Raw genomic sequence first — 22,810 nt, 5'->3', positions numbered from 1 at the left:
CTTTTTAGCTACTGGGATTGTTTGGGATAAGCTATTGTTTTGCAGTGTGTAATATATTCATCGTTTAAATGGTTTTTATGCATGGGGGCAGTCAAAAAAATATATTTTTGGTAGTTCGATGTTTTTTTATCCTTCAACCGGCTGATGCCTTTTAAAACAATTAAATTATTTCTGTTGATATTGTTTGCTCTCGCTTGTATACAAGTTAGGGCTCAAACGGCTGCTTGTAACGGAAGTTATGGTGATCCGGTAGTGAAGCTTGATTTTGGATCGGGGGTTACCAGTACCGGACCGCCTCTATCATCTGATATTACAACTATGGCTTACGTTACCGATTGTCCCAACGATGGTCAGTATTCAATTGTAAGCAGCCATACTTCATGTCATGATACCTGGCATACGGTGCTTCATGATCATACAGGCAATGCCGGTGGTTACATGATGCTGGTAAATGCATCATACGCACCAAGCGTTTTTTTTACCGAAACAAAAGACCTTAATCTTTGCGAAAACACAACCTACGAGTTTTCGGCTTATGTGCTCAATTTGTTGAAGCTTTCATCAAGCGATGCAACCACCGTACAGCCCGATTTGTTATTTACTATTAAAAAGCCGGATGGGACAATTTTAGCGCAGTATGATACCAATACTATATTACCCACTGCCGGGCCAGAATGGAATAAATACAGTGTGCCTTTTTCAACCGGTGCCGGGGTTACTCAGATAGTATTGGAAATTAGCAATAATGGCCCTGGCGGTAACGGAAATGATTTGCTGCTTGATGATATTGAATTCAGGGCATGCGGGCCAAATATTAAAGTCGGTTTTACAACAACCGATAATACTCAGCCGCAAAATACGTGCGAAGGTCAGGTACAAAACTATAATCTTATAGCCGATCTTAACAGCGGCTACAGCAATCCTAAATTACAATGGCAAAGCAGTACCGATGGCGGCGTTACTTGGGTTAACATACCCGGAGCAACAAGCCTTAGCTATGCTTTTCAATTTGCAGCAAATAAACCGGCTGGTATTTACCAGTACAGGATAGCTGCTGCGGAGGGTGATAATATTAACTCGGCAACCTGCCGGGTTTACTCTGATGTGCGTACTGTAACAATTAACGCCTATTTGGCTAAACCATCCATTACCGCTCCGCCGGTGTGCGAAGGCGATGCGCTTACGCTTACCGCTACACCGGGGGCAATCAGGTATGAATGGACTGGCCCCGGCGTTACGGCTGATAATAAAGCTCAAAATCCGTTGGTAATTGACAATGCATCTGTTGCCGATAATGGCGATTACCAGGTTACAGTTTTTTCGGTTGGCGATTGTGCCACGGTATCGGATAAAGTAAAGGCAACTGTTAATTTAAACCCTGTGATACCAGTTATCACCCCTGCTCCAATTTGTAAGGGCAGCGTCACCATTCTCAATGAAACTACGCCCAATGCCAAAAGCTATAGCTGGTTACCGGTTACTGGCTTGTCTGATCCAACTTCGGCAAGCCCCGCTGCCAAACCAGCCGAAACCACTACTTATACCGTAACTGTAACCAGTAATGAGGGTTGTACGGCTACCCAAACGGTAACTGTAACGGTTATGCCAGTGCCTGAGGCAAGTATAACTCCGCAAAAAAAGATCTTTGAAGGTCAGTCGGTGGTGTTAGATGCTGAGGCAAAATATGCCGATAGTTACTTATGGACCCCGGCCGAAGGGCTTGACGACCCTACCAAGCTAAACCCTGTTGCCAGTCCAACCGATGATATTACTTATACGCTAACGGCATCATCAGGTATTGGCTGCGGATCTGTTAACGTTTCGGTTTTTGTGCGGGTTTATAAAAAAATTGTCATCCCAACAACGTTTTCGCCCAATGGTGATGGCTTCAATGATTACTGGGATATCGAAGCCTTATCAACCTATCCTCAAAGTACGCTGAATGTTTTTAGCCGAAGCGGTCAAAAGGTATATACTTCTACAGGTTATGATAAGCCATGGAATGGTGCCTATAAAGGGTATGTTTTGCCGTCGGGAACTTATTACTACGTGATCGATCTTAAAAATAATGCGCCGTTATTATCAGGCTGGGTGTTTATTGTGCATTGATCGGCATTGCTTATCTTTTTGAGTTGTTATCCAAAATCTGACCGTTGACTTCTGCATTTAGCAGCGCATTTGATCTTATTTTTAAAGTTTTAAGTGTTGATCTGGTCATGCTGGCGCGTTTTCCCCTAATCTTTTTATTGTTTTTATTTTGTACTAATGCCTGTGCTCAAAGCATGGATTGTACAGGTAAGCTTGGGCATTGGCTATTCAGAGAGGATTTTGGTTCAGGCACCGGACATGGGCCTGCATTACCGCCAGGCGTTACCAATATGGCATACACGCAGTTTTGTCCGCCAGATGGATTTTACACCCTGGTTAGCACATCCGACGGATGTGCTGAAGAATCGTGGCACAAAGTAATACATGACCATACCGGTAATAGTAATGGCTACATGATGATGATCAACGCCTCAAACGAGCCAAGTACTTTTTATACCCGTATGGTACCCTCGCTTTGCCCGGCTACAGCTTATGAGTTTTCGGCGTATATTCTTAACCTGCTTAAAAATACCGTAGTTGGGCCAACAGTACAGCAGCCGGATATTCTTTTTTCTATCGAAACCACAGCGGGTGAGGTACTTGATACGCTCCGGACCGGCTCCGTAACTGCAACTGCAGGCCCGGTATGGAAGAAGTATAACCTGGTTTTTAAAACGCCTGATAATGTAAACAGCCTTGTATTAAAAATAAGTAACCGTGCCCCCGGCGGCCCCGGAAATGACCTGATGCTTGATGATATAGAATTTATAACAAGTGCTCCTAAAATAACTGTTCCTACCATGTTTTCGCCTAATGGCGATGGCATTAATGATGTTTGGAATATCACAAACCTTGACGCTTATACCGACTGTGAGCTAACGGTTTTTGACCGCAGCGGAGGGATTGTTTTTAAAAGTATTGGATACGATACCCCCTGGAATGGTACACGAAAAGGGGCACCTCTTGATACGGGCACTTATTATTATACAATTGATCTTAAAACCGGTGCCAAAAGGATCTCGGGCTGGGTGTTTTTGATGAGATAGATTTTTTGCCGGGATTACATCGATATTTTTTGATTTCACCGATACGTGGCTGATTTTAGTTGGTAATGCCATCGGTTAAAATTTTTCTTTTATCAAGTGGAATACAAAAAAAGAAATCGGTGTAATCAACTCTAATCGGTGAAATCCCCAATAATCAAAACTTAATGATCTTGTCTATTTGTTCATTTACAAACTTTATGGTATCGGGTTTAAACAGGTTCCCTTCTTCGTCAAATTCCTTGTGTATGGCGGCTATGTGCAATTTAAGCGCCATGATATTAAGGTGCAGGTAGTGGCAAACACCGGTAAAATGATCAACGCCGCGAATATTACCATACTTGCCCGATGACAGGCCAACCAAAGCAGCCTTTTTATCATAAAAACCTTCGGGAAAGCTGCAGGCATCAATAAAAACCTTGAGCACTCCCGGAAAGCTTCCGTTATACTCAGGTATCAGGAATATAAATTTATCGGTATTGGTAACTATTTGCTGCAGAGGCTCAAATCCGGCACTGCGTTTATTATAAAGGTCGGTTTCAATAACGTTGGGAGGTAACTGCGCAAGTGATAATATGCCGGCTTCCACGCCTTTTTCGCGCAGTTTTTGCTGATAAACATGTGCCAGTTTAAGTGTTGAACTGCCGGGCCTGTTGGTTGATGATATAATAGTTATCATTTATTATTTATAAATTGCTGCATGATCTGTTAATGATATTAGTGCTGCTTTTCCTTTTTAATATTTTGTTAATGAGTGCTTTAGTTTTGAGTATGATTTAAGCAATAATATTCGGCAGGTTGTTAAGCTAATAATTCATTAATAGGTCAATTTTGTTTGTAAATAGGCAAAAGCTGTGGATTTCTGCATTATTTAATTCCGTATCTTTATCACCGGATAAAAACTTTACGAAAGTAGAAATTTCTGTTTCTATTTAACGTTGTTATAAATCACAGAACTATAAATTTTTTTAAACTATAGAATGAGTAAAATAATTGCTTTAGCCAACCAGAAAGGCGGCGTAGGGAAAACTACATCATCTATAAATCTGGCAGCAAGTTTAGCCGTATTAGATTATAAAACCTTATTGGTTGACGCCGACCCGCAAGCTAACTCAACTTCGGGCATAGGCTTTGATCCCCGCAATATAAAAAACAGTATTTATGAATGTATCATCAATGAGGTTGATCCTCACGAGGCCATTCAAAAAACTGAAACCCCCAATCTTGATTTACTGCCTGCACATATTGACCTGGTAGGTGCCGAAATTGAAATGATCAATTTAAGCGGCCGCGAGTATAAAATGAAACAGGTATTTGATAAGGTACGTGACGAGTATGATTTTATTATTATCGATTGCTCACCTTCATTAGGTTTGATCACCATTAATGCTTTAACCGCTGCCGATTCGGTAATTGTACCGGTACAGTGCGAGTATTTTGCGTTAGAGGGTTTGGGCAAGCTGTTAAATACCATTAAAATTGTTCAGTCGCGCCTGAACCCGCAGCTGGAGATAGAGGGTATCCTGCTAACTATGTATGATGTGCGTTTACGCTTAAGCAACCAGGTGGTAGATGAGGTTAAAACCCATTTTGAAGATATGGTTTTTGATACTATCATACAACGTAATACCCGTTTAAGCGAGGCACCAAGCTTTGGTGTATCGGTAATTATGCATGATGCAACATGTAAGGGTGCAATTAATTATTTAAACCTTGCCCGCGAAATTTTGGAGAAAAACGGATTGGTTAAGGGTGAACAAACAACAGCTACAGCAACAGTATAATAAATGAGTGGTGAAAAGAGAAATGCCCTGGGCAAGGGACTGAGTGCGCTATTGAATGACACGCCTAACGTACAACCATACCAAAACAGAAGTAAAGAAACAGCAAGCCCTGCCGAGGTAAATGACCTTGGCTCGGTTAATGAAATAAAGCTGGCCGAAATTGAGGTTAACCCTTTTCAGCCCCGTACTGATTTTGATGAGCAGGCCCTGACAGAGCTTTCCGAGTCGATTAAACTGCAGGGTTTGATCCAGCCTATAACGCTCCGTAAAGTTGGTGCCCACAAATATCAGCTTATATCGGGCGAGCGTCGTTTTCGCGCTTCAAAGTTGGCTGGCCTAACCCAGATCCCGGCTTATGTACGTACCGCCAATGATCAGCAAATGCTGGAAATGGCGCTTATTGAAAACATTCAGCGTGAAAACCTGAATGCCATTGAGGTTGCCCTGAGCTTTCAGCGGATGATTGAAGAGTGTAACCTGAAACAGGAAGAACTGGGCGACAGGGTGAGCAAAAACCGATCAACCGTTACCAACTACCTGCGCCTGTTAAGGCTGCCACCGGTTATCCAGGCATCTATTCGTGATGGCGAACTTTCTATGGGGCATGCCAAAGCTATTTTAACGCTAACTGATCCAGCAAAACAATTATTTATACATCAGCATATTATAAAGGAAGGTTTATCCGTTCGTAAGGTTGAAGAACTGGTAAGGGATATGCAAAAGTCGCCGGTGAAAAAGGAGGGCAAACAGCCTGAGCCTGTTTCATACCAGTTGCAAAAGATCCAGGATGATCTTGCTTCAAAATTTAGTACAAGGGTAAAACTGAAAGTAGGTAGCCGCGGAAGCGGTGTTATTGAGATCCCTTTCCTTTCGGAAGATGATCTTGGCCGCATCCTTGAAATGCTTGATTGGTAATTGTTAATTTTAAAAATGTATAAATTCCTGTTTTTTTTAGGTGTATTCACTTTTTTTATTTTTGCTGCGGAGGCTCAAATACTTGATACTACGGAGAATAAAAAAAGTGATACGCTAAAAGTAAAGCATCCTGTTAAAACTCCTTCGGGCTCATTTGCTCCAAAAATTGATCCCGCCAAAGAAAAGATCTACCATCCCGATAGTACCCATATCCCGCATAAAGCAGTAATTCATTCATTGATGGTGCCGGGCTGGGGACAGGTCTATAACCACAGATGGTGGAAAGTGCCGTTAATTTATGGCGGTTTAGGTTTGTTAACCTCTGCCATTATTTATAACCAGCATTATTATAATGAGTATTTAATACTATCAAGGTATCGACAAGGCACCCCTGCTAAACCGGGCGACCCTTACTATCAAGAATCGATCCTGTATGCCCAGGTTCCGGATGCTAACTTGAACGATGCCCGCGAAAATTCAAGACGTAACCGCGATCTGAGTATCTTTGGTTTTCTGGCTGTATGGGGTATTCAGGCTATCGACGCTTATATTGATGCTAAGTTCATCCATTCATACACTGTTGATAATAACCTGTCGTTCAAAGTGACTCCTGGTTTAATTAATCAGCCGGTGTATGCTCTGGGCGCTAATAATGCTTATATTCCGGGTTTAAAAGTTACCTTTACGTTTTAATAAGGAAAACCACAATACCTGAAATGAAGATAGCACTACTTGGCTACGGAAAAATGGGCAAGATCATTGAGAAGATAGCCCTTAGCCGCAAGCATGAAATTGTACTTACCATTGATCATGATACCCTTCATGACCTTACTCCCGAAAACCTGCAGAAAGCAGATGTTGTAATTGAGTTTACTACCCCGGCATCCGTATTATCAAATATTGAGCAATGTTTTAATGCAGATGTTCCTGTTGTTATTGGTACAACGGGCTGGTATGAAAAGCTACCAGAGGTAAAGCAACAGTGTATTGAAGGGAATAAATCGTTACTATGGGCTTCAAACTTTAGCGTAGGTGTAAACGTATTTTTTCACGTTAACAAGCTATTGGCCAAAGTAATGAACAGGTATCCTTACTACGAGGTGCAGGTTGAGGAAATTCACCATACCCAAAAAATGGATTCGCCAAGCGGCACGGCCATAACCATTGCCGAAGGTATTATCAACAACACCGATACCAAAAACGAATGGGTTAACGTGTTAACCACCGATGATAAGGACGATGACGCAAGTGTTGGCCCTAACCAGTTGCTCATTGAATCGTTAAGGATAGACAGCGTACCCGGTACGCACACCGTTATTTACGACTCAGAAGTAGATAGTATTGAATTTAAGCATACTGCCCATAACCGTAATGGTTTTGCATTGGGTGCTGTACTGGCTGCCGAGTGGCTGCACGATAAAAAAGGCTTTTACTCGGTTGAAGCCATGTTTGATTTTAACAGCTAATAGCGCTTTAATATAAATGGCAATAGCGGGCTATATTGGGTTTTACATCATGATAAGCCCGCTATTGATTTTAATACTGGCCGGATACTGGAAGCTCTTTGAAAAGGCCGGTAGGCCGGGCTGGGAAGCTTTAATCCCGGTATACCAGCTTTATATTATGCTCAAATTAAGCCAAAGGCCGCTATGGCTGCTTTTGCTGCTTGCAATACCAGGCATAAATTTCATTATAAGCGTTGGCATCCTCATTGATTTTATTAAATCGTTCGGCAAGGTTGGCATAGGTCAAATTACTATGTCGGTACTGTTGCCTTTTGTTTTTATTCCTAAATGGGGTTTTGATAAAAGCACCCGTTACGTTGGTCCTTCGGCAAGTGAGAATTTCAGGGAAAAATACCGCAACCTTGATAAATCGCCTGCGCGGGAGTGGGCCGAAGCTATTTTGTTTGCTGTAATCGCTGCAATGGTTATTCGCGGGCTTTTTATGGAAGCTTTCACCATACCAACCTCATCTATGGAAAGCTCTTTAATGGTCGGCGATTTTTTATTTGTCAGTAAGATCAACTACGGCGCACGTTTACCCATGACACCAATAGCGTTTCCCTTTGCGCATCATACCATGCCGCTTACCGGCACCAAAGCTTACTGGGACGGAATAAAGCTACCCTATTACCGCCTGCCGGGTTTTGGCGAAGTAAAAAAAGGGGATGTTGTTGTATTTAATTATCCCATGGATGCAGATTCACCGTTTTACCGGCCTGTGGATAAACAGGAAAATTATATCAAACGGTGCCAGGGCTCTCCCGGCGATACACTTAAACTGGAGTATGGACAGGTATATGTAAATAATCAGCCCATGCCCACGCCGCCAAACGCCGAAATGGAATACCTGGTGCATACAGACGGTTTAGCAGGCATATTTAGCCCCGGTACACTATATGATCTGCACCTGGAGGATGTTCAGCAGTATACCCGTGCTGATTTTACCGTTAATACCACCGTGCTATCCGCCGAAAAACTAAAAAGCTATCCCCATATTAAAACGGTAAAACCTGATATCAAATTAAGAGGTGTGTATGACCCGGAAGTTTTTCCTCATGATGCGCACTTTAGGTGGAATGAAGATAACTTAGGGCCAATTATTATTCCGCGAAAAGGCTGGACGGTTAAGCTTGACAGCATGACCATGCCTTTTTACCGCCGGGCTATCGAGGTGTACGAAAACAACAAGGTGCAGGTGAAGGGCAATAGCATCCTGATTAATGGCAGCAGGGCAAATAGTTATACCTTTAAAATGGATTACTATTGGATGATGGGCGATAACCGCCATAATTCTGAAGATTCGCGCTTTTGGGGTTTTGTTCCCGAAGACCATATTGTAGGAAAGGCCGTGTTTGTTTGGATGAGCTGGGACACTAATGCACCATCATGGTGTAAGATCAGGTGGGATAGGGTGCTCAGGGGGATCAATTAGGAAGATGTGCAAATTTTAGATGTGCAAATGAGGGAAGATGTGCGGAAGTTCAGAATTCAGGTGTACAAATGATTGAGAAGATTTACGGATGAATGATTTGATTGACATCTTTTAATTATTATTGAGGAACGTAACATATAACGTGTAACATATATCTTATACATAAAATATAAACATTAAAAAATCTGCACATTTGCACATCTGTAATCTGCACATTTCAAATATCATATGAACTGGAAATTCTGGAAAAAGAAAGATACAAGTAAAGTAAAAAAGAAAAAGGGCGCTCTTCGTGAGTGGGGCGACGCTATCATATTTGCGGTAATAGCCGCTACCCTGATCCGTACGCTGTTTATCGAAGCCTACGTTATCCCCAGTGGTTCAATGGAAAATTCGCTTTTAATTGGCGATTACTTATTTGTAAGTAAGGTTAATTATGGAGCAAGGATGCCGATAACACCGGTTTCTTTTCCTTTTATGCACCACACCACTCCCTGGGGTACCCAAGCCTATTGGGGTGGGGTAAAATTGCCATACTACCGTTTGCCGGGTTTAAGCGATATAAAAAAGCAGGATATAGTGGTTTTTAATGCGCCTATCGAGGCCGATTCGCCTTATTTCAGGCCGGTTGATAAGCGTGAAAATATTATCAAACGCTGCCAGGGTACGCCCGGCGATACGCTGAGCGTTGTTGATGCCCAGGTTTATATCAATGGCAAGGCGGCCCCTGATCCTGAAAGGGGAAAAGAAGGTTATTTTGTTGAAACTAACGGGCAGGAATTTAACCCTGCTATTTTAAACGAGCTCAAAATTGAGATCAGGGGCAATACCGGAAACCGTTATGAAATGATGATGGGAAAAGAGTCGGCAGCTACTTTGAAAACTTATTCAAACGTAAAATCAATTGTGCCGGCAGTAACGCTTAAAGGTACCAGCGATCCGCTGAACCCGGTTTATCCAGCCAAATACCCGCGTTATAAGATCACGCCTAATTTTCCCGATTTTAAATGGAATGTTGACAACTACGGGCCTATTATAATTCCTAAAAAGGGGTGGACTGTTAAGCTGGATAGTCTTACTTTCCCGGTTTATGGCAGAGCTATCGAAATTTACGAAAACAATAAGGTAAATGTTGTGGGCAAGGATATCATGATTAACGGAAAAAAAGCCGATACTTATACCTTTAAGCTTAACTACTACTGGATGATGGGCGATAACCGCCATAACTCAGAAGATTCGCGCTTTTGGGGTTTTGTTCCTGAAGATCACGTAGTGGGTAAAGCATTATTTACGTGGATGAGTATTGACAGCACCGCCAGCTTCTTTGATAGGATAAGATGGAACAGGCTGTTCAGGGGCATACATTAATTGAAAATATAAAAAACACTGAAGTGAACGGAATTGGATTATTGATTGCATTTGTTCTTTTTATAGTATTACCATTTGCGGGTTTATGGAAACTGTTTGAAAAAGCAGGAAGACAGGGATGGGAAGGCATTGTACCGCTCTATAACTTTTTTATCATTATTAAATTAACCGGGCGACCTGCATGGTGGTTTATTATGTTACTGATACCCGGTCTGAATTTTTTAATAGCATTGGGTTTAATTGTTGACTTTTTGAAGTCATACGGTAAGTTTACATTTGCTGAACATGTACAGGGAGTGATCCTGCCCTTTATTTATTTCCCTAAATGGGGCAATGACAAGAATACCAAATATTTTGGTCCCTCAGCAAGTGCCGAATTCAGGCAGAAGTATAAACTTGCCCTTAAGAAAACTCAGGCACGTGAATGGGCCGATGCTATTATTTTTGCGGTGATTGCTGCTACGTTGATCCGTACATTATTCATCGAAGCTTACGTGATCCCCAGCGCCTCGATGGAAAGCTCATTGCTTATTGGCGATTACCTGTTTGTAAGCAAAGTAAATTATGGTGCACGTTTACCAATGACGCCAGTCGCGTTTCCGTTTGCACATCATACCATGCCGCTCATCAATACCAAAGCTTATTGGGATGGCATTGAACTGCCATATTACCGTCTGCCGGGTTTAAGTGATATTAAAAAAGGCGATGTGGTAGTATTTAATTATCCTATGGATGCCGACTCGCCTTATTTCAGGCCGGTTGATAAACGCGAAAACTATATTAAACGCTGCCAGGGTACCCCGGGCGATACGTTGAGCGTTGTTAATGCGCAGGTGTTTATTAATAGTAAAGCTGCTATCACGCCGCCAAACGGCGAGATCACTTATGATGTTAAAACGGATGGTGACGAGCTTAACCCGCAGATAGCAACGGATTTGCATTTGTCTGATATCTCGTCAATAAATAATACCGAATTTATTACCAACACTACCGAAGAATCGGCAAAGGCTTTGCGCGGATATTCAAATATTAAATCGGTTGCGCCAAGGTTAACACCGAGGGGAACGTCTGATCCGCTTAATCCGGTTTACCCAACTATTTTCTCTAACTATAAAATCGGTGCTAACATTCCCGATTATAAATGGAACGTTGATAACTTCGGGCCGATCATCGTGCCTAAAAAGGGCTGGACAGTAAAGCTGGATAGTTTAACATTCCCGATTTACGGTCGCGCGATAGCCGTGTATGAGGGTAACAAAGTTGAAGTAAACGGTAATGAGATCCTGATTAACGGTAAAAAAGCCGATAGTTATACTTTTAAACTGAACTATTATTTTATGATGGGCGATAACCGTCATAACTCGGAAGATTCACGTTTCTGGGGCTTTGTTCCCGAAGATCATATTGTGGGTAAAGCGCTGTTCATTTGGATGAGTGTTGATGATAACGCTTCATTCGTTCACAAAATTCGCTGGAGCAGGTTATTTAATCTGATCCATTAGCCCCCTAACCCCCTGAAGGGGGAATTTCAGCACAAGGCCTGTTTTGCGAAGCAAAACGGGCCTTGTGCTTTTTGTATACAACGCCGCGGGCTTTCAGCCCGTGGTGTTCGGAAGATGAAATTATCTCTATTTTTAAATAAAAAAAGATGTCATTGCGAGCGTAGCGCGGCAATCTCGTAGCCAATGCATGTCCGCTCTGTATAGCTACGGGATTGCCGCGTCGCCCCAAGTGCTTTTGGCCATGCCGCTCCTCGCAATGACATAGCTTTTTTAACCAGCATTTCCAACCGATCTTCATCTTCCTAACACCTGTGGTTTTCAGCCCGTGGTTTATTATGGTTTCAGCTTTCAGCTGAACGGATATGTAAGCTGAAAGCTTACATGATTGGCCACCACGGGTTACGCTGCGCTAAACCCGCGGCAGTTTATAGTTTATCTATTTCAAACCTTTCTGCCAGCTTATTCAAATCCTCAACAACCGCATCAACCAACGGTATCCCATTAGCCATTCTATCAGCTTCAGCCTCCAGTTCCGGTTCACCGGGGATAACTACCTTTTGTGTCGGATCAACAGTAGCTGATGATTTAAAACGACTTACCCAGTTGTCCAAATGATCTTTAAACTCATTAACCGGGCGGAAGCCATCAACCCGTATCGCCCCTAAAAAATGGCCTATACCTGCACCAACCGGATCGTTCGGCGGATCAAGGAAAGCCACAAACGGTGGTACCCAGGGACCATAGTTTGCGCCGGATAATACTGCTGATAATATATCAACGGTAGCGCTCAAACCAAAACCTTTATGGCTGCCATGGTCGCGGTCGCTGCCGAGGGGCAGGAGCGAGCCTCCGGTTTTCAGCGCATGCGGATCGGTAGTATAATTGCCGTCTTTATCCTGGATCCAGCCTTCATGAACTTGCTTGCCTAAACGCTGGGCTATTTCAAGTTTGCCGTTGGCAGCTGCAGAGGTAGCCATATCAACTATCACCGGCGGATATTTACCAGCTGGAAAGGCATAACACATTGGGTTAGTGCCCAACAGCCGTTCGCTGGAAAAAGTTGGTGCCACCAGCGGACTGGCATTGGTCATGGCAAAACCTATCATATCTTTTTCAACCGCCATTAATGCGTGATAACCTGCAATACCAAAGTGGTTGGAATTTCGTACTGATACCCATCCTGATCCATATAATTCAGCCTTTTTAATAGCTACTTCCATAGCGAAGGGGGCAACCACCAGACCAAGGCCCGCATCGCCGTCGATAGTGGCCGTTGTAGGTGTTTCGTGTACTATCCGGATATTGGGTGTGGGGTTGATGCGTTTCTTCTCCCACAGGCGTACATAGCCGCTTAAACGAGCCACGCCGTGGGAGTCGATACCCCGCAGATCAGACTTGAGCAGTACATCGGCTGCCAATACTGCATGTTCATGGCTGCAGCCTATGGCTTTGAATATATCTTCGGTGAATGTGCGTAGGGTAGATGGTGATATCAGCATAGGGCAAAGATAACCGTTGATTTTTTTGATTACGCTGATTTCGTTGATTTTTCGGGGATTTTGCCGATGATGATTGTCTGAACCGGGATTTGGGGGGATTTTGGGATGGGCAGGATTTTTTGTCTGAACCTGAATCTTAAGGAATTAAGGAATTGACAGGATGATAAGCAAATTCGAGAGATTCCAATAATTCCCCTAAACTCGAGTTCAGACCAAAGCAGACTGGCAAAATCCTATAATCCGACTAATCCCATAAATCACGGTTCAGACAAATTCTGCGTTAGGGATGGAAGCGGATACCGGCCTGTGCATAATGCCTGCAGGCGTATAACCGTACAGCCCGGGCCGCAGGTAACGCCAATAACAGTGTGTTTAAATAATTGTTAAAACTGACGTCATTGCGAGGTACGAAGCAATCGCGAACCGCACAGGGAGGTTTGCATAGCCGCTCTGTAAGTCGGGGATTGCTTCGTACCTCGCAATGACGGGTTGGTGAAAATTGCTTCGTAGCCTTACAGGAATGACGGTTTCGGCGATTATATACCCATAAAAAAAGACCATCCGCTTACGCAAATGGTCTTTTTATTTTTTGATCCCACACCTTTCAGTGGGCCGGTCGTCTATCAAACTTTGATCTCAACCTCAACACCGCTTGGCAATTCAAGCTTCATTAGGGCATCTACAGTTTTTGAATTAGAGCTGTAAATGTCTAATAAGCGCTTGTATGAGCAAAGTTGGAATTGCTCACGTGCTTTTTTGTTTACGTGTGGTGAACGTAATACGGTGAAGATTTTCTTTTCGGTTGGTAACGGAAGTGGTCCGCTAACTACAGCGCCAGTTGGCTTTACTGTTTTTACGATTTTCTCAGCAGATTTATCTACCAGGTTGTAATCGTAAGATTTTAATTTGATCCTGATTCTTTGGCTCATTTTTGTTTGTTATTATGGCTGATTATAAGAGCTATTAATTATAACCCGCCGGTTTATTATTTTGAAAAGCTGATTGGCAACTACTCTCTAATCACCAATCAACTATTTTCTGATTTTTAGTTATTACCTGCAGCTTTTTTGCCTTTTGCTTTAGCTACTACTTCGTCCTGTACGTTACGTGGTGCTTCAGCATAGTGATCAAACTCCATGGTTGAAGTAGCACGGCCAGAAGTAATGGTACGTAACTGGGTTACATAACCAAACATTTCTGAAAGCGGTACAGTTGCTTTAATAACCTGTGCACCTGCACGTGAATCCATACCTAAAAGCTGGCCACGACGACGGTTCATGTCACCGATAACATCACCCATGTTTTCTTCAGGGGTAAGGATCTCGATTTTCATGATCGGCTCAAGTAACACTGGTTTACATTTTGGCAATGCCTCACGGTAAGCCATTTTAGCAGCTAACTCGAAAGATAGCGCGTCCGAATCGACAGCGTGGAATGAACCATCAATTAAACGTACTTTTAAGCTTGTTAACGGATAGCCGGCTAATACACCATTTACCATTGAAGCTTCGAAGCCTTTTTGTACAGATGGGATAAACTCACGAGGGATTGAACCACCGCTGATTTCGTTCACAAACTGTAAGCCTTCTTTACCTTCATCATTTGGTGAAAGGATAACCTGGATATCAGCAAATTTACCACGACCACCGGTTTGTTTCTTGTATGTTTCGCGGTGTTGGATAGTACCTGTGATAGACTCTTTGTAAGCTACCTGTGGAGCACCCTGGTTAACCTCAACTTTAAACTCACGTTTTAAGCGGTCCATGATGATATCCAAGTGAAGCTCGCCCATACCTGAAATTACAGTCTGGCCGGTTTCTTCGTCAGAGTTTACACGGAAGGTCGGATCCTCTTCGGCTAATTTACCTAAAGCCATACCTAATTTATCAACGTCGGCCTGAGTTTTAGGCTCAATCGCCAAACCGATTACCGGCTCAGGGAAGTTCATTGACTCAAGGATGATCGGGTGTTTCTCGTCGCAAAGGGTATCACCTGTTTTGATATCTTTAAAGCCTACTACCGCAGCAATATCACCTGCACCTACGTTAGGGATAGGGTTTTGCTTGTTAGCGTGCATCTGGAAGATACGTGAAATACGCTCTTTGTTATCTGAACGCATGTTGTGAACGTATGAACCTGCTTCAAGGTTACCTGAGTAAACACGGATAAAGCACAAACGACCTACGAAAGGATCGGTTGCAATTTTAAATGCTAAAGCTGCAAATGGCTCTTTAACATCCGGTTTACGTAAAATCTCTTCGCCTGTATCAGGGTTAGTACCAATGATACCTTCAACATCCATAGGTGATGGCAATAATTCCATCACATAATCAAGCATGGTTTGTACACCTTTGTTTTTGAATGATGAACCGCAAACCATAGGAACGATCTTAGCGTCCAAAACTGCTTTACGTAAAGCGTCAAGCACTTCACGCTCAGTGATAGTTTCAGGAGCATCAAAGAATTTTTCCATCAGGCTTTCGTCATACTCAGCTACTGATTCAAGCAATTTCTCTCTCCACTCAGTAGCTTCTTCAACCATATCCTCAGGAATAGGCACTTCGGTAAAGGTCATACCTTTATCATGCTCATTCCAAACGATACCTCTCCAGTTGATCAGGTCAACAACACCTTTAAAGTGTTCTTCGGCACCGATAGGTAACTGAAGCGGAACAGCGTTGCTGCCCAACATGCTTTTAACCTGTTTAACAACGTTCAAGAAATCGGCACCAGAACGGTCCATCTTGTTAACGAAACCGATACGGGCAACGTTATAGTTGTTAGCAAGCCTCCAGTTAGTTTCAGATTGAGGTTCAACACCGTCAACCGCGCTGAAAAGGAACACCAAACCGTCAAGTACACGTAATGAACGGTTTACCTCTACGGTAAAGTCCACGTGACCCGGGGTATCAATGATGTTCATATGATAATTGTGGCCTCTGTATTTCCAGTTAACGGTTGTAGCAGCCGATGTAATGGTAATACCACGTTCCTGCTCCTGTGCCATCCAGTCCATGGTAGCGGCACCTTCGTGTACCTCACCAATTTTGTGGCTTACACCAGCATAGTAAAGGATACGTTCGGTTGTGGTAGTTTTACCAGCATCAATGTGAGCGGCAATACCTATATTTCTTGTATATCTTAGATCTCTTGACATTTTTGTTTTTTTATGATTACACCGATTATGTTATGATTTCACTGATTTATTGCGATTATGCCTAAAAGGCGCAATCATAGTAAATCAATATAATCTTAATATATAATCGGTGTAATCCTTTTATATCGGTGTAATCCTTAATTAGAACCTGAAGTGTGAGAACGCTTTGTTAGCCTCAGCCATTTTGTGCGTATCTTCTTTCTTCTTAACAGCGGCACCTTCGCCTTTAGCTGCTGATATGATCTCACCTGCTAATTTCTCCATCATGGTTTTTTCACCACGACGACGTGCATAGCTGATTAACCATTTCATACCTAGAGCTATTTTACGCTCAGGACGAACCTCTGTAGGTACCTGGAAGTTAGCACCACCTACACGGCGGCTTTTTACTTCAACAGCAGGCATAACATTGTTTAAAGCTTTTTTCCAGGTTTCTAAGCCGTTTTCGCTTGTTTTTTTCTCAACAATTTCAACAGCGTTGTAAAAAATAGCGTATGCGGTTGATTTTTTACCATCATACATCATGTTGTTTACAAACCTTGTTACCAAAGTATCATTGAACTTTGGATCAGGAAGGATAATTCTCTTTTTTGGTTTTGACTTTCTCATTGCTTTCTATCCTCCTTAATTATTTCTTTTTACCTTTTGTTGGCGCTGCTGCTACCTGACCTGGTTTAGGACGTTTGGTACCATATTTTGAACGACGTTGGTTACGGCCAGCTACACCTGATGTATCCAGTGCACCACGGATGATGTGGTAACGTACACCTGGTAAGTCTTTAACACGACCACCACGGATCAAAACGATAGAGTGCTCCTGTAAGTTGTGACCTTCACCTGGGATGTAAGCGTTTACTTCTTTTCCGTTGGTTAAGCGCACACGGGCAACTTTACGCATTGCTGAGTTTGGTTTTTTAGGGGTAGTGGTATACACGCGTGTGCATACGCCTCTTCGCTGTGGACAGCTGTCCAACGCTGGTGACTTACTCTTGTCAACCAGAGCTACTCTACCTTTTCTAACTAATTGCTGAATAGTAGGCATTTCTTGCTTTTTTGTCTAATAATTTTATCCCGCATTTCGGGACTGCAAAAGTACGAACATTATTTTTGATTTTCAAGTAGTTGTGTGAAAGTTTTTTTGAGGGGAAGCGGAGGGTGTCTGAATCAGAATTTACAGAATCAAAGGATTATAGAATATGACCGTCATTTTTGATTTGAATTATAAAAATCCTGAAAAATTTGATTTAGATAAGAGGAAATCCTGAGAATCCATTAATCCCAAAAATCCTGGTTCAGAAAAAATCAGCGAAATCAACGTAATCATCCCTACTCAACGGTACAAAAAAAGGCCGGTTACCGATGTAACCAGGTTTAGGTGACAGCGGGCCGGCCCATAATATTTTATATAATGATTTAATCAGGGGGCTTATTCTTTTACCTTATTCCAGGTATCGCGATTAAAAGCCAATACTTTGACGGGGTTGCCGCTCGCATCTTTAGTGAATTTTAAGGGAAAGCCGAAAGCTTGGTTTAAAAAAAGCACATCTGATAATGGTTTGAAATTGATCTCCTTACCATCCCATGATTGCTTAAGCGTTAACCCATCGGGTATAGCGGTGATTTGGAGGAAAAGATCAGCTCTTTCGTCCGATTGGTATTTGCCTGCTAAAACTTTTATCTGTTCAGGTTTCAGTTGTACCTCGACAGGCGGTGTATAGCTTTTTATCTTTATAAATACTTGTCTGCCACCCAACGAAACCTGGCTGATCTCTCCGGCTTCATTTTTTGAAAATACAACCGGGATCTTTTCATCTCCGTCGGCATCCAAAAGTTCAAATTCAAGATCTGATTTTCGGTTTAATGTTAGTCTTTCATCTCCTCCAAGTTGTTGGGCTACTAATTTATCGCCATCAACAATCAACTTATAAACTCTAAACTCATTCTCCTTTAGTTGATAAATGCCTTCAAAAGTTTTGAGCGGGATATCGGCAATAATTGTTATTGGATGTGCTGCTTTTGCAATAACCGGCGAAGGGCACAAGCCAATTGGCAAAATAAATGCAGCTATAAATGCGAACCTGCATGTATAGTTTTTGGTTATTTTAATGCTGGTCATTTTTAATAGGTTTATAATGTATGATTCAAACTTACGAAAAACGATTTTGAAAATCCAAAATATTCGGAATTAAATTTTGTTTATTTTTATTTTTATTATTTAAAATTTTGATTTTGTTGTTGAAATGACGAAGTACGCAATAAAATTCGGTAATAGCTAATTGAGAGGGCATATAAAAAGGACGCCGGTAAAACCTGGCGCCCTCTTTCATCACTCAAAAACTACTTATGGAAAACTTAAATTAATGGTATTAATAACCACGGTCGTGATAATGGCCATTGTTGTAGCCATTATTATAACCGTTGTTATATCCGTTACGGTACCTGTGGTGGTGACCGTAATCTTCACGTACCACACAACCTGAGGTTACTGATACTACTGCTGATATTAATAGTGCTAAAGCAACAAATTTCCTTTTCATGGTGTAAGATCTTTAATCATCATCTTTATTGAAGATGTACACATATATGACTTGTTTAAACAAAAAAGGATTAATCAGGATTACTTATTACAATTTTTTTGAACGCCTGAGAATGGGTTTCTCAATTATGGTGTAAAATAAAGCAGCAAAGCCTACACAAGATAATATGGTAAGGGGGAAAAGAATTACCTGGTTTGATAGATAGGCTTTAGCAAATTTCAGAAAGAAAAATATAGCGATGGTATGTGTGAGGTATAAGGAATAGGAAATATTGCCCAGAAACAGGAGCGGCTTGCATGGCTTTTGTTTAAATAAAAGAATAACCAGGGTTGTAACAAAAGGTAATACACCGGTTATGATGGAAACCTGCCAAACAACAATGGCGCAAAAAACTGTAAGATAGATTACGGCGGTTTGTAATCTGATTTTATTGATCACGCACATAAAACCAACATAGCCTGCAGCAAAATCATACCAATATGTAAATACCAGGTCGGGTATGTTGAGCTTGGCAAACATGCATATTACACTTATACCGCAAACTATCAGGATGGAAACCACGGGCCTGCCGCGCATGAGCAGCGGATAGAACAGGCCAAGTAAAATGTAATATTGAAATTCGATTGCTAATGTCCAAAAAATGGGCGAATACCAGCTGTGATCTTTATACAGCGCAGCAATATGAAATATATTTGCGCCAAATTGTTGTATGTTAAAGCTTTGCCATGGCACAAGGCCTGATATAAAAAGCAGGGCGATAGTGGCCCAATAGGGAGGCTCGATGCGAAGAAGCCTTTTTAGCATGAAATATGGAAATCCGGCGACGGTATAATTGATCTTACTTAAGGAATACGGAAGAACAAAGCCGGATATCACAAAAAATATTGAAACACCGAGTTGCCCGCTCATAAACAGCTGTTTAACAACCACACTATATGCTTCGGCATTCATTATGTAATAATGAGTGCAGCATACACCTAAAGCAGCCAATCCCCTCAATAAAACGATACTTTCTATCTTACCCTGATGTTTAAGCACCCCCGAATATCTGATAAATATTTATTTAATAAAATGGCGGGAGTAATAATGAAAGGCAAAAAAGCAGTTTTGGCAGCGATAATGAATTTAAAGTGCTTTGCTTTATAAGTGTTGGCTGTTATATATTGATACTTTCCCTGTATTCCTGTTGAATGATGAGTAAACAATTAGCACACAAACACCCGTCATACAACTCGCTTACGTACTGCACCTCGTTAAGGGTAAGCTGCACAGTACTGCACTGGCACTTGGTGAATGAATTGGCTTTACATTCAAAAGGTGTTTCGCAACGTTCGCAACGGATAATTTCGTGTTTGGGCATTGTTTGTTGGTTCATGGCCTATTGTTCATAGATCATGGTTATGGCAAAAATAGATAATGGTACCGGCAATTATAAAATGTGAGTGTCATAAAATGAGGCCACCTAATAACTATGATCCACGAACCATTATCTACCAACTAAAGAAAAAAAGCCCATAAACCGAAGTTCATGAGCTTGAAAAATTATCTTACGGACTTTCCTGCTTAAGCCGAGCAAGTAACGCAGCCTTCTTCCATCGAGCAGGTTGGGCCTGCAGGAATTTCGTCGGCAACGGCGTCAACAACGGCCGGGATAACCGGATCCATATTTTTGCCGCCCTGGTTTTCAACCGTGAATTTAACCGCTTGCGATGCTGCCTGTGTACGCAGGTAGTACATACCTGTTTTTAAGCCTTTTTTCCATGCGTAGAAGTGCATTGAAGTCAGTTTAGAAGCATTTGGCGAGTTGATGAACAGGTTCAATGATTGCGACTGGCAAATGTATGCGCCCCTGTCGGCAGCCATATCAATAATGCTACGCATCTTGATCTCCCAAACAGTTTTGTACAATGCTTTGATATCAGCCGGGATCTCAGGGATTTCCTGGATCGAACCGTTTGCGCTGATGATCTTATCTTTCATGCTGGTGCTCCACAAGCCAAGGTTAACCAGATCGCGCAGTAAGTATTTGTTCACTACAATGAACTCGCCACTTAATACACGGCGGGTGTAAATGTTTGAAGTATATGGCTCAAAACATTCGTTGTTACCTAAGATCTGTGATGTTGAAGCAGTAGGCATCGGCGCAACTAATAATGAGTTACGTACGCCATGGTTCATAACATCTAAACGCAGGTTTTCCCAATCCCACCTGCCGCTTTCTGGTTTTACACCCCAAAGGTCAAACTGGAATTTACCTTGTGACAATGGTGAACCTTTGAAAGTTTCATAAGGGCCATCGGCAATTGCCATATCTTTTGAAGCTGTCATAGCTGCAAAGTAGATGGTTTCAAAGATCTCGATGTTCAATTGTTTAGCTTCTTCGCTTTCAAACGGCATACGCAGCTGGATGAAGGTATCGGCCAAACCCTGTACACCTAAACCAATAGGGCGGTGCCTTAAGTTTGAGTATTCAGCTTCCTTAACAGGGTAGTAGTTGCCATCAATAATGCGGTTAAGGTTAATAGTGGCCTGGTAAGTTACTTCATACAATTTATCATGATCAAAAGCACCGTTGCTGATGTAGCGTGGCAATGCTAATGATGCCAGGTTACAAACCGCTACTTCGTTTGCATCGGTATACTCAATGATCTCGGTACAAAGGTTTGAACTTTTAATGGTACCAAGGTTTTGCTGGTTTGATTTACCGTTAGCAGCATCTTTATATAACAAGTATGGCGTACCGGTTTCAACTTGTGCATCCAATACCGCAAACCATAGCTCCTGTGCTTTTACAGTACGGCGCTGACGGCCTTCTTTTTCATATTTTGTGTAAAGCTCTTCAAATTCTTTACCCCAGCAATCGGCCAGGCCTGGTGCTTCGTGCGGACAGAATAAGCTCCAATCCTCATTGGCTTCAACACGCTGCATGAACAGGTCAGATACCCAAAGGGCGTAGAACAAGTCGCGGGCACGCATTTCTTCTTTACCGTGGTTTTTACGCAGGTCCAAAAATTCAAAGATATCGGCATGCCATGGCTCTAAGTAAACAGCGAAAGCGCCTTTACGTTTACCACCACCCTGATCTACATAACGCGCGGTATCATTAAATACACGCAGCATTGGGATAATACCGTTGCTGGTACCGTTAGTACCGCTGATGTATGAGCCTGTAGCCCTAACATTGTGGATGCTTAAGCCGATACCACCTGCACTTTGTGAAATTTTGGCAGTTTGTTTCAATGTATCGTAGATGCCTTCAATGCTGTCATCCTTCATGGTTAACAGGAAGCATGATGACATTTGTGGTTTCGGTGTACCTGCATTAAACAAGGTTGGCGTAGCATGTGTAAACCAGCGCTCGCTCATTAAATGGTATGTTTTAATGGCGCTTTCGATATCATGTTTGTGAATACCTACCGATACACGCATGAACAAATGCTGCGGACGCTCGGCAATTTTACCGTCTATTTTTAACAGGTATGATTTTTCGAGGGTTTTAAAACCGAAGTAATCAAAACCAAAGTCGCGGTCATAAATAATGGTGCTGTCTAATAGTTCAGCATTTTCTTTAATTACTTCGTACACATCATCGGCAATAAGCGAGGCATCTTTGCCGGTTTTCTTGTCAACATACTCATACAGGAGGCGCATGGTTTCAGAAAACGATTTGATGGTGTTTTTGTGCAGGTTTGATACCGCAATACGCGATGCCAGCAAAGCATAATCAGGGTGCTTTGTGGTTAATGAAGCGGCGGTTTCGGCAGCCAGGTTATCCAGCTCGGAGGTGGTTACGCCGTCAAATAAACCTTCAATTACCTTTTTAGCCACATCAATAGGGTCAACTAATTGAAACCCATAGCACAGTTTTTCAATACGTGCGGTGATCTTGTCAAATTTTACGGACTCTCTTCTACCGTCTCTTTTTACTACGAACATTTTCCCCCTCCTTTTGCCCCGTTAAAAGCGAAGCTTTTTTTAGT

20 protein-coding genes are annotated in these 22,810 nt (G+C 42.2%); 9 read left to right on the top strand and 11 right to left on the bottom strand.

Annotation, left to right across the window (positions count from 1 at the left end; translation table 11 throughout):
- The first annotated feature begins 144 nt into the window (after positions 1-144).
- A complete protein-coding gene (locus tag MTO98_RS28880; protein ID WP_243482473.1) occupies positions 145-2,109 on the top strand; it encodes a gliding motility-associated C-terminal domain-containing protein in 1,965 nt (654 codons plus the stop codon).
- Positions 2,110-2,282: 173 nt separating this feature from the next.
- A complete protein-coding gene (locus tag MTO98_RS28875) occupies positions 2,283-3,134 on the top strand; it encodes a gliding motility-associated C-terminal domain-containing protein (protein ID WP_243482472.1) in 852 nt (283 codons plus the stop codon).
- Positions 3,135-3,288: 154 nt separating this feature from the next.
- Here MTO98_RS28875 and MTO98_RS28870 read toward each other — a convergent pair whose 3' ends face one another.
- Positions 3,289-3,810: an NADPH-dependent FMN reductase gene (locus MTO98_RS28870; RefSeq protein ID WP_243482470.1), complete on the bottom strand. Its 522-nt coding sequence runs from the start codon at positions 3,808-3,810 to the stop codon at positions 3,289-3,291.
- Between the two features lie 301 nt (positions 3,811-4,111).
- On the opposite strand from MTO98_RS28870, the gene MTO98_RS28865 reads away from it, so the two are divergent.
- From MTO98_RS28865 to lepB (MTO98_RS28835), 7 genes are all read left to right on the top strand, one after another.
- Complete coding sequence (locus MTO98_RS28865; protein ID WP_243482467.1) at positions 4,112-4,915, top strand: ParA family protein; 804 nt, start codon at positions 4,112-4,114, stop codon at positions 4,913-4,915.
- 3 nt (positions 4,916-4,918) lie between these two features.
- Positions 4,919-5,830: a ParB/RepB/Spo0J family partition protein gene (locus tag MTO98_RS28860; RefSeq protein ID WP_243482465.1), complete on the top strand. Its 912-nt coding sequence runs from the start codon at positions 4,919-4,921 to the stop codon at positions 5,828-5,830.
- Between the two features lie 15 nt (positions 5,831-5,845).
- The gene (locus MTO98_RS28855) at positions 5,846-6,523 is read left to right on the top strand and encodes a DUF5683 domain-containing protein (RefSeq protein WP_243482463.1); all 678 of its coding nucleotides are present in this window, start codon (positions 5,846-5,848) and stop codon (positions 6,521-6,523) included.
- Positions 6,524-6,546: 23 nt separating this feature from the next.
- On the top strand, positions 6,547-7,296 hold the full coding sequence (dapB, locus tag MTO98_RS28850) for a 4-hydroxy-tetrahydrodipicolinate reductase (RefSeq protein ID WP_243482461.1): 750 nt from the start codon (positions 6,547-6,549) through the stop codon (positions 7,294-7,296).
- A gap of 49 nt (positions 7,297-7,345) precedes the next feature.
- A complete protein-coding gene (gene lepB / locus MTO98_RS28845; protein ID WP_243482460.1) occupies positions 7,346-8,767 on the top strand; it encodes a signal peptidase I in 1,422 nt (473 codons plus the stop codon).
- A 228-nt stretch (positions 8,768-8,995) separates the two neighbouring features.
- Positions 8,996-10,135 (top strand): signal peptidase I, encoded by a 1,140-nt coding sequence (lepB, locus tag MTO98_RS28840; protein ID WP_243482459.1) that lies wholly within the window; start codon positions 8,996-8,998, stop codon positions 10,133-10,135.
- A 23-nt stretch (positions 10,136-10,158) separates the two neighbouring features.
- Entirely contained in the window at positions 10,159-11,637 is a 1,479-nt protein-coding gene (gene lepB, locus MTO98_RS28835) for a signal peptidase I (protein ID WP_371825438.1), read from the top strand.
- A gap of 425 nt (positions 11,638-12,062) precedes the next feature.
- Here lepB (MTO98_RS28835) and MTO98_RS28830 read toward each other — a convergent pair whose 3' ends face one another.
- The 10 genes from MTO98_RS28830 to MTO98_RS28785 form a co-directional block, all read right to left on the bottom strand.
- The gene (locus MTO98_RS28830; protein ID WP_243482457.1) at positions 12,063-13,136 is read right to left on the bottom strand and encodes an Ldh family oxidoreductase; all 1,074 of its coding nucleotides are present in this window, start codon (positions 13,134-13,136) and stop codon (positions 12,063-12,065) included.
- Positions 13,137-13,759: 623 nt separating this feature from the next.
- Entirely contained in the window at positions 13,760-14,065 is a 306-nt protein-coding gene (gene rpsJ, locus MTO98_RS28825) for a 30S ribosomal protein S10 (RefSeq protein ID WP_022830652.1), read from the bottom strand.
- Positions 14,066-14,181: 116 nt separating this feature from the next.
- Complete coding sequence (gene fusA, locus MTO98_RS28820; protein WP_243482456.1) at positions 14,182-16,293, bottom strand: elongation factor G; 2,112 nt, start codon at positions 16,291-16,293, stop codon at positions 14,182-14,184.
- Between the two features lie 141 nt (positions 16,294-16,434).
- On the bottom strand, positions 16,435-16,902 hold the full coding sequence (gene rpsG, locus MTO98_RS28815) for a 30S ribosomal protein S7 (protein ID WP_121231910.1): 468 nt from the start codon (positions 16,900-16,902) through the stop codon (positions 16,435-16,437).
- A 19-nt stretch (positions 16,903-16,921) separates the two neighbouring features.
- On the bottom strand, positions 16,922-17,335 hold the full coding sequence (gene rpsL, locus MTO98_RS28810; protein ID WP_073405808.1) for a 30S ribosomal protein S12: 414 nt from the start codon (positions 17,333-17,335) through the stop codon (positions 16,922-16,924).
- A 384-nt stretch (positions 17,336-17,719) separates the two neighbouring features.
- Positions 17,720-18,409, bottom strand: coding sequence for a hypothetical protein (locus tag MTO98_RS28805; RefSeq protein ID WP_243482455.1), 690 nt, complete (start codon positions 18,407-18,409; stop codon positions 17,720-17,722).
- 250 nt (positions 18,410-18,659) lie between these two features.
- Positions 18,660-18,830: a hypothetical protein gene (locus MTO98_RS28800; protein WP_243482453.1), complete on the bottom strand. Its 171-nt coding sequence runs from the start codon at positions 18,828-18,830 to the stop codon at positions 18,660-18,662.
- 87 nt (positions 18,831-18,917) lie between these two features.
- On the bottom strand, positions 18,918-19,781 hold the full coding sequence (locus MTO98_RS28795; RefSeq protein ID WP_243482451.1) for an acyltransferase: 864 nt from the start codon (positions 19,779-19,781) through the stop codon (positions 18,918-18,920).
- Positions 19,782-19,986: 205 nt separating this feature from the next.
- Entirely contained in the window at positions 19,987-20,205 is a 219-nt protein-coding gene (locus MTO98_RS28790; RefSeq protein ID WP_243482450.1) for a cysteine-rich CWC family protein, read from the bottom strand.
- 188 nt (positions 20,206-20,393) lie between these two features.
- Positions 20,394-22,766 carry a ribonucleoside-diphosphate reductase subunit alpha gene (locus tag MTO98_RS28785; RefSeq protein ID WP_243482447.1) on the bottom strand — a complete coding sequence of 791 codons (2,373 nt, stop codon included), beginning with the start codon at positions 22,764-22,766 and terminating at the stop codon, positions 20,394-20,396.
- Between the last annotated feature and the right edge of the window lie 44 nt (positions 22,767-22,810).

Source organism: Mucilaginibacter sp. SMC90, from assembly GCF_022811725.1.
GTDB lineage: Bacteria > Bacteroidota > Bacteroidia > Sphingobacteriales > Sphingobacteriaceae > Mucilaginibacter.
Note: the sequence above shows the minus strand (reverse complement) of the source record. Positions and strands in the feature narration are given on the sequence as shown.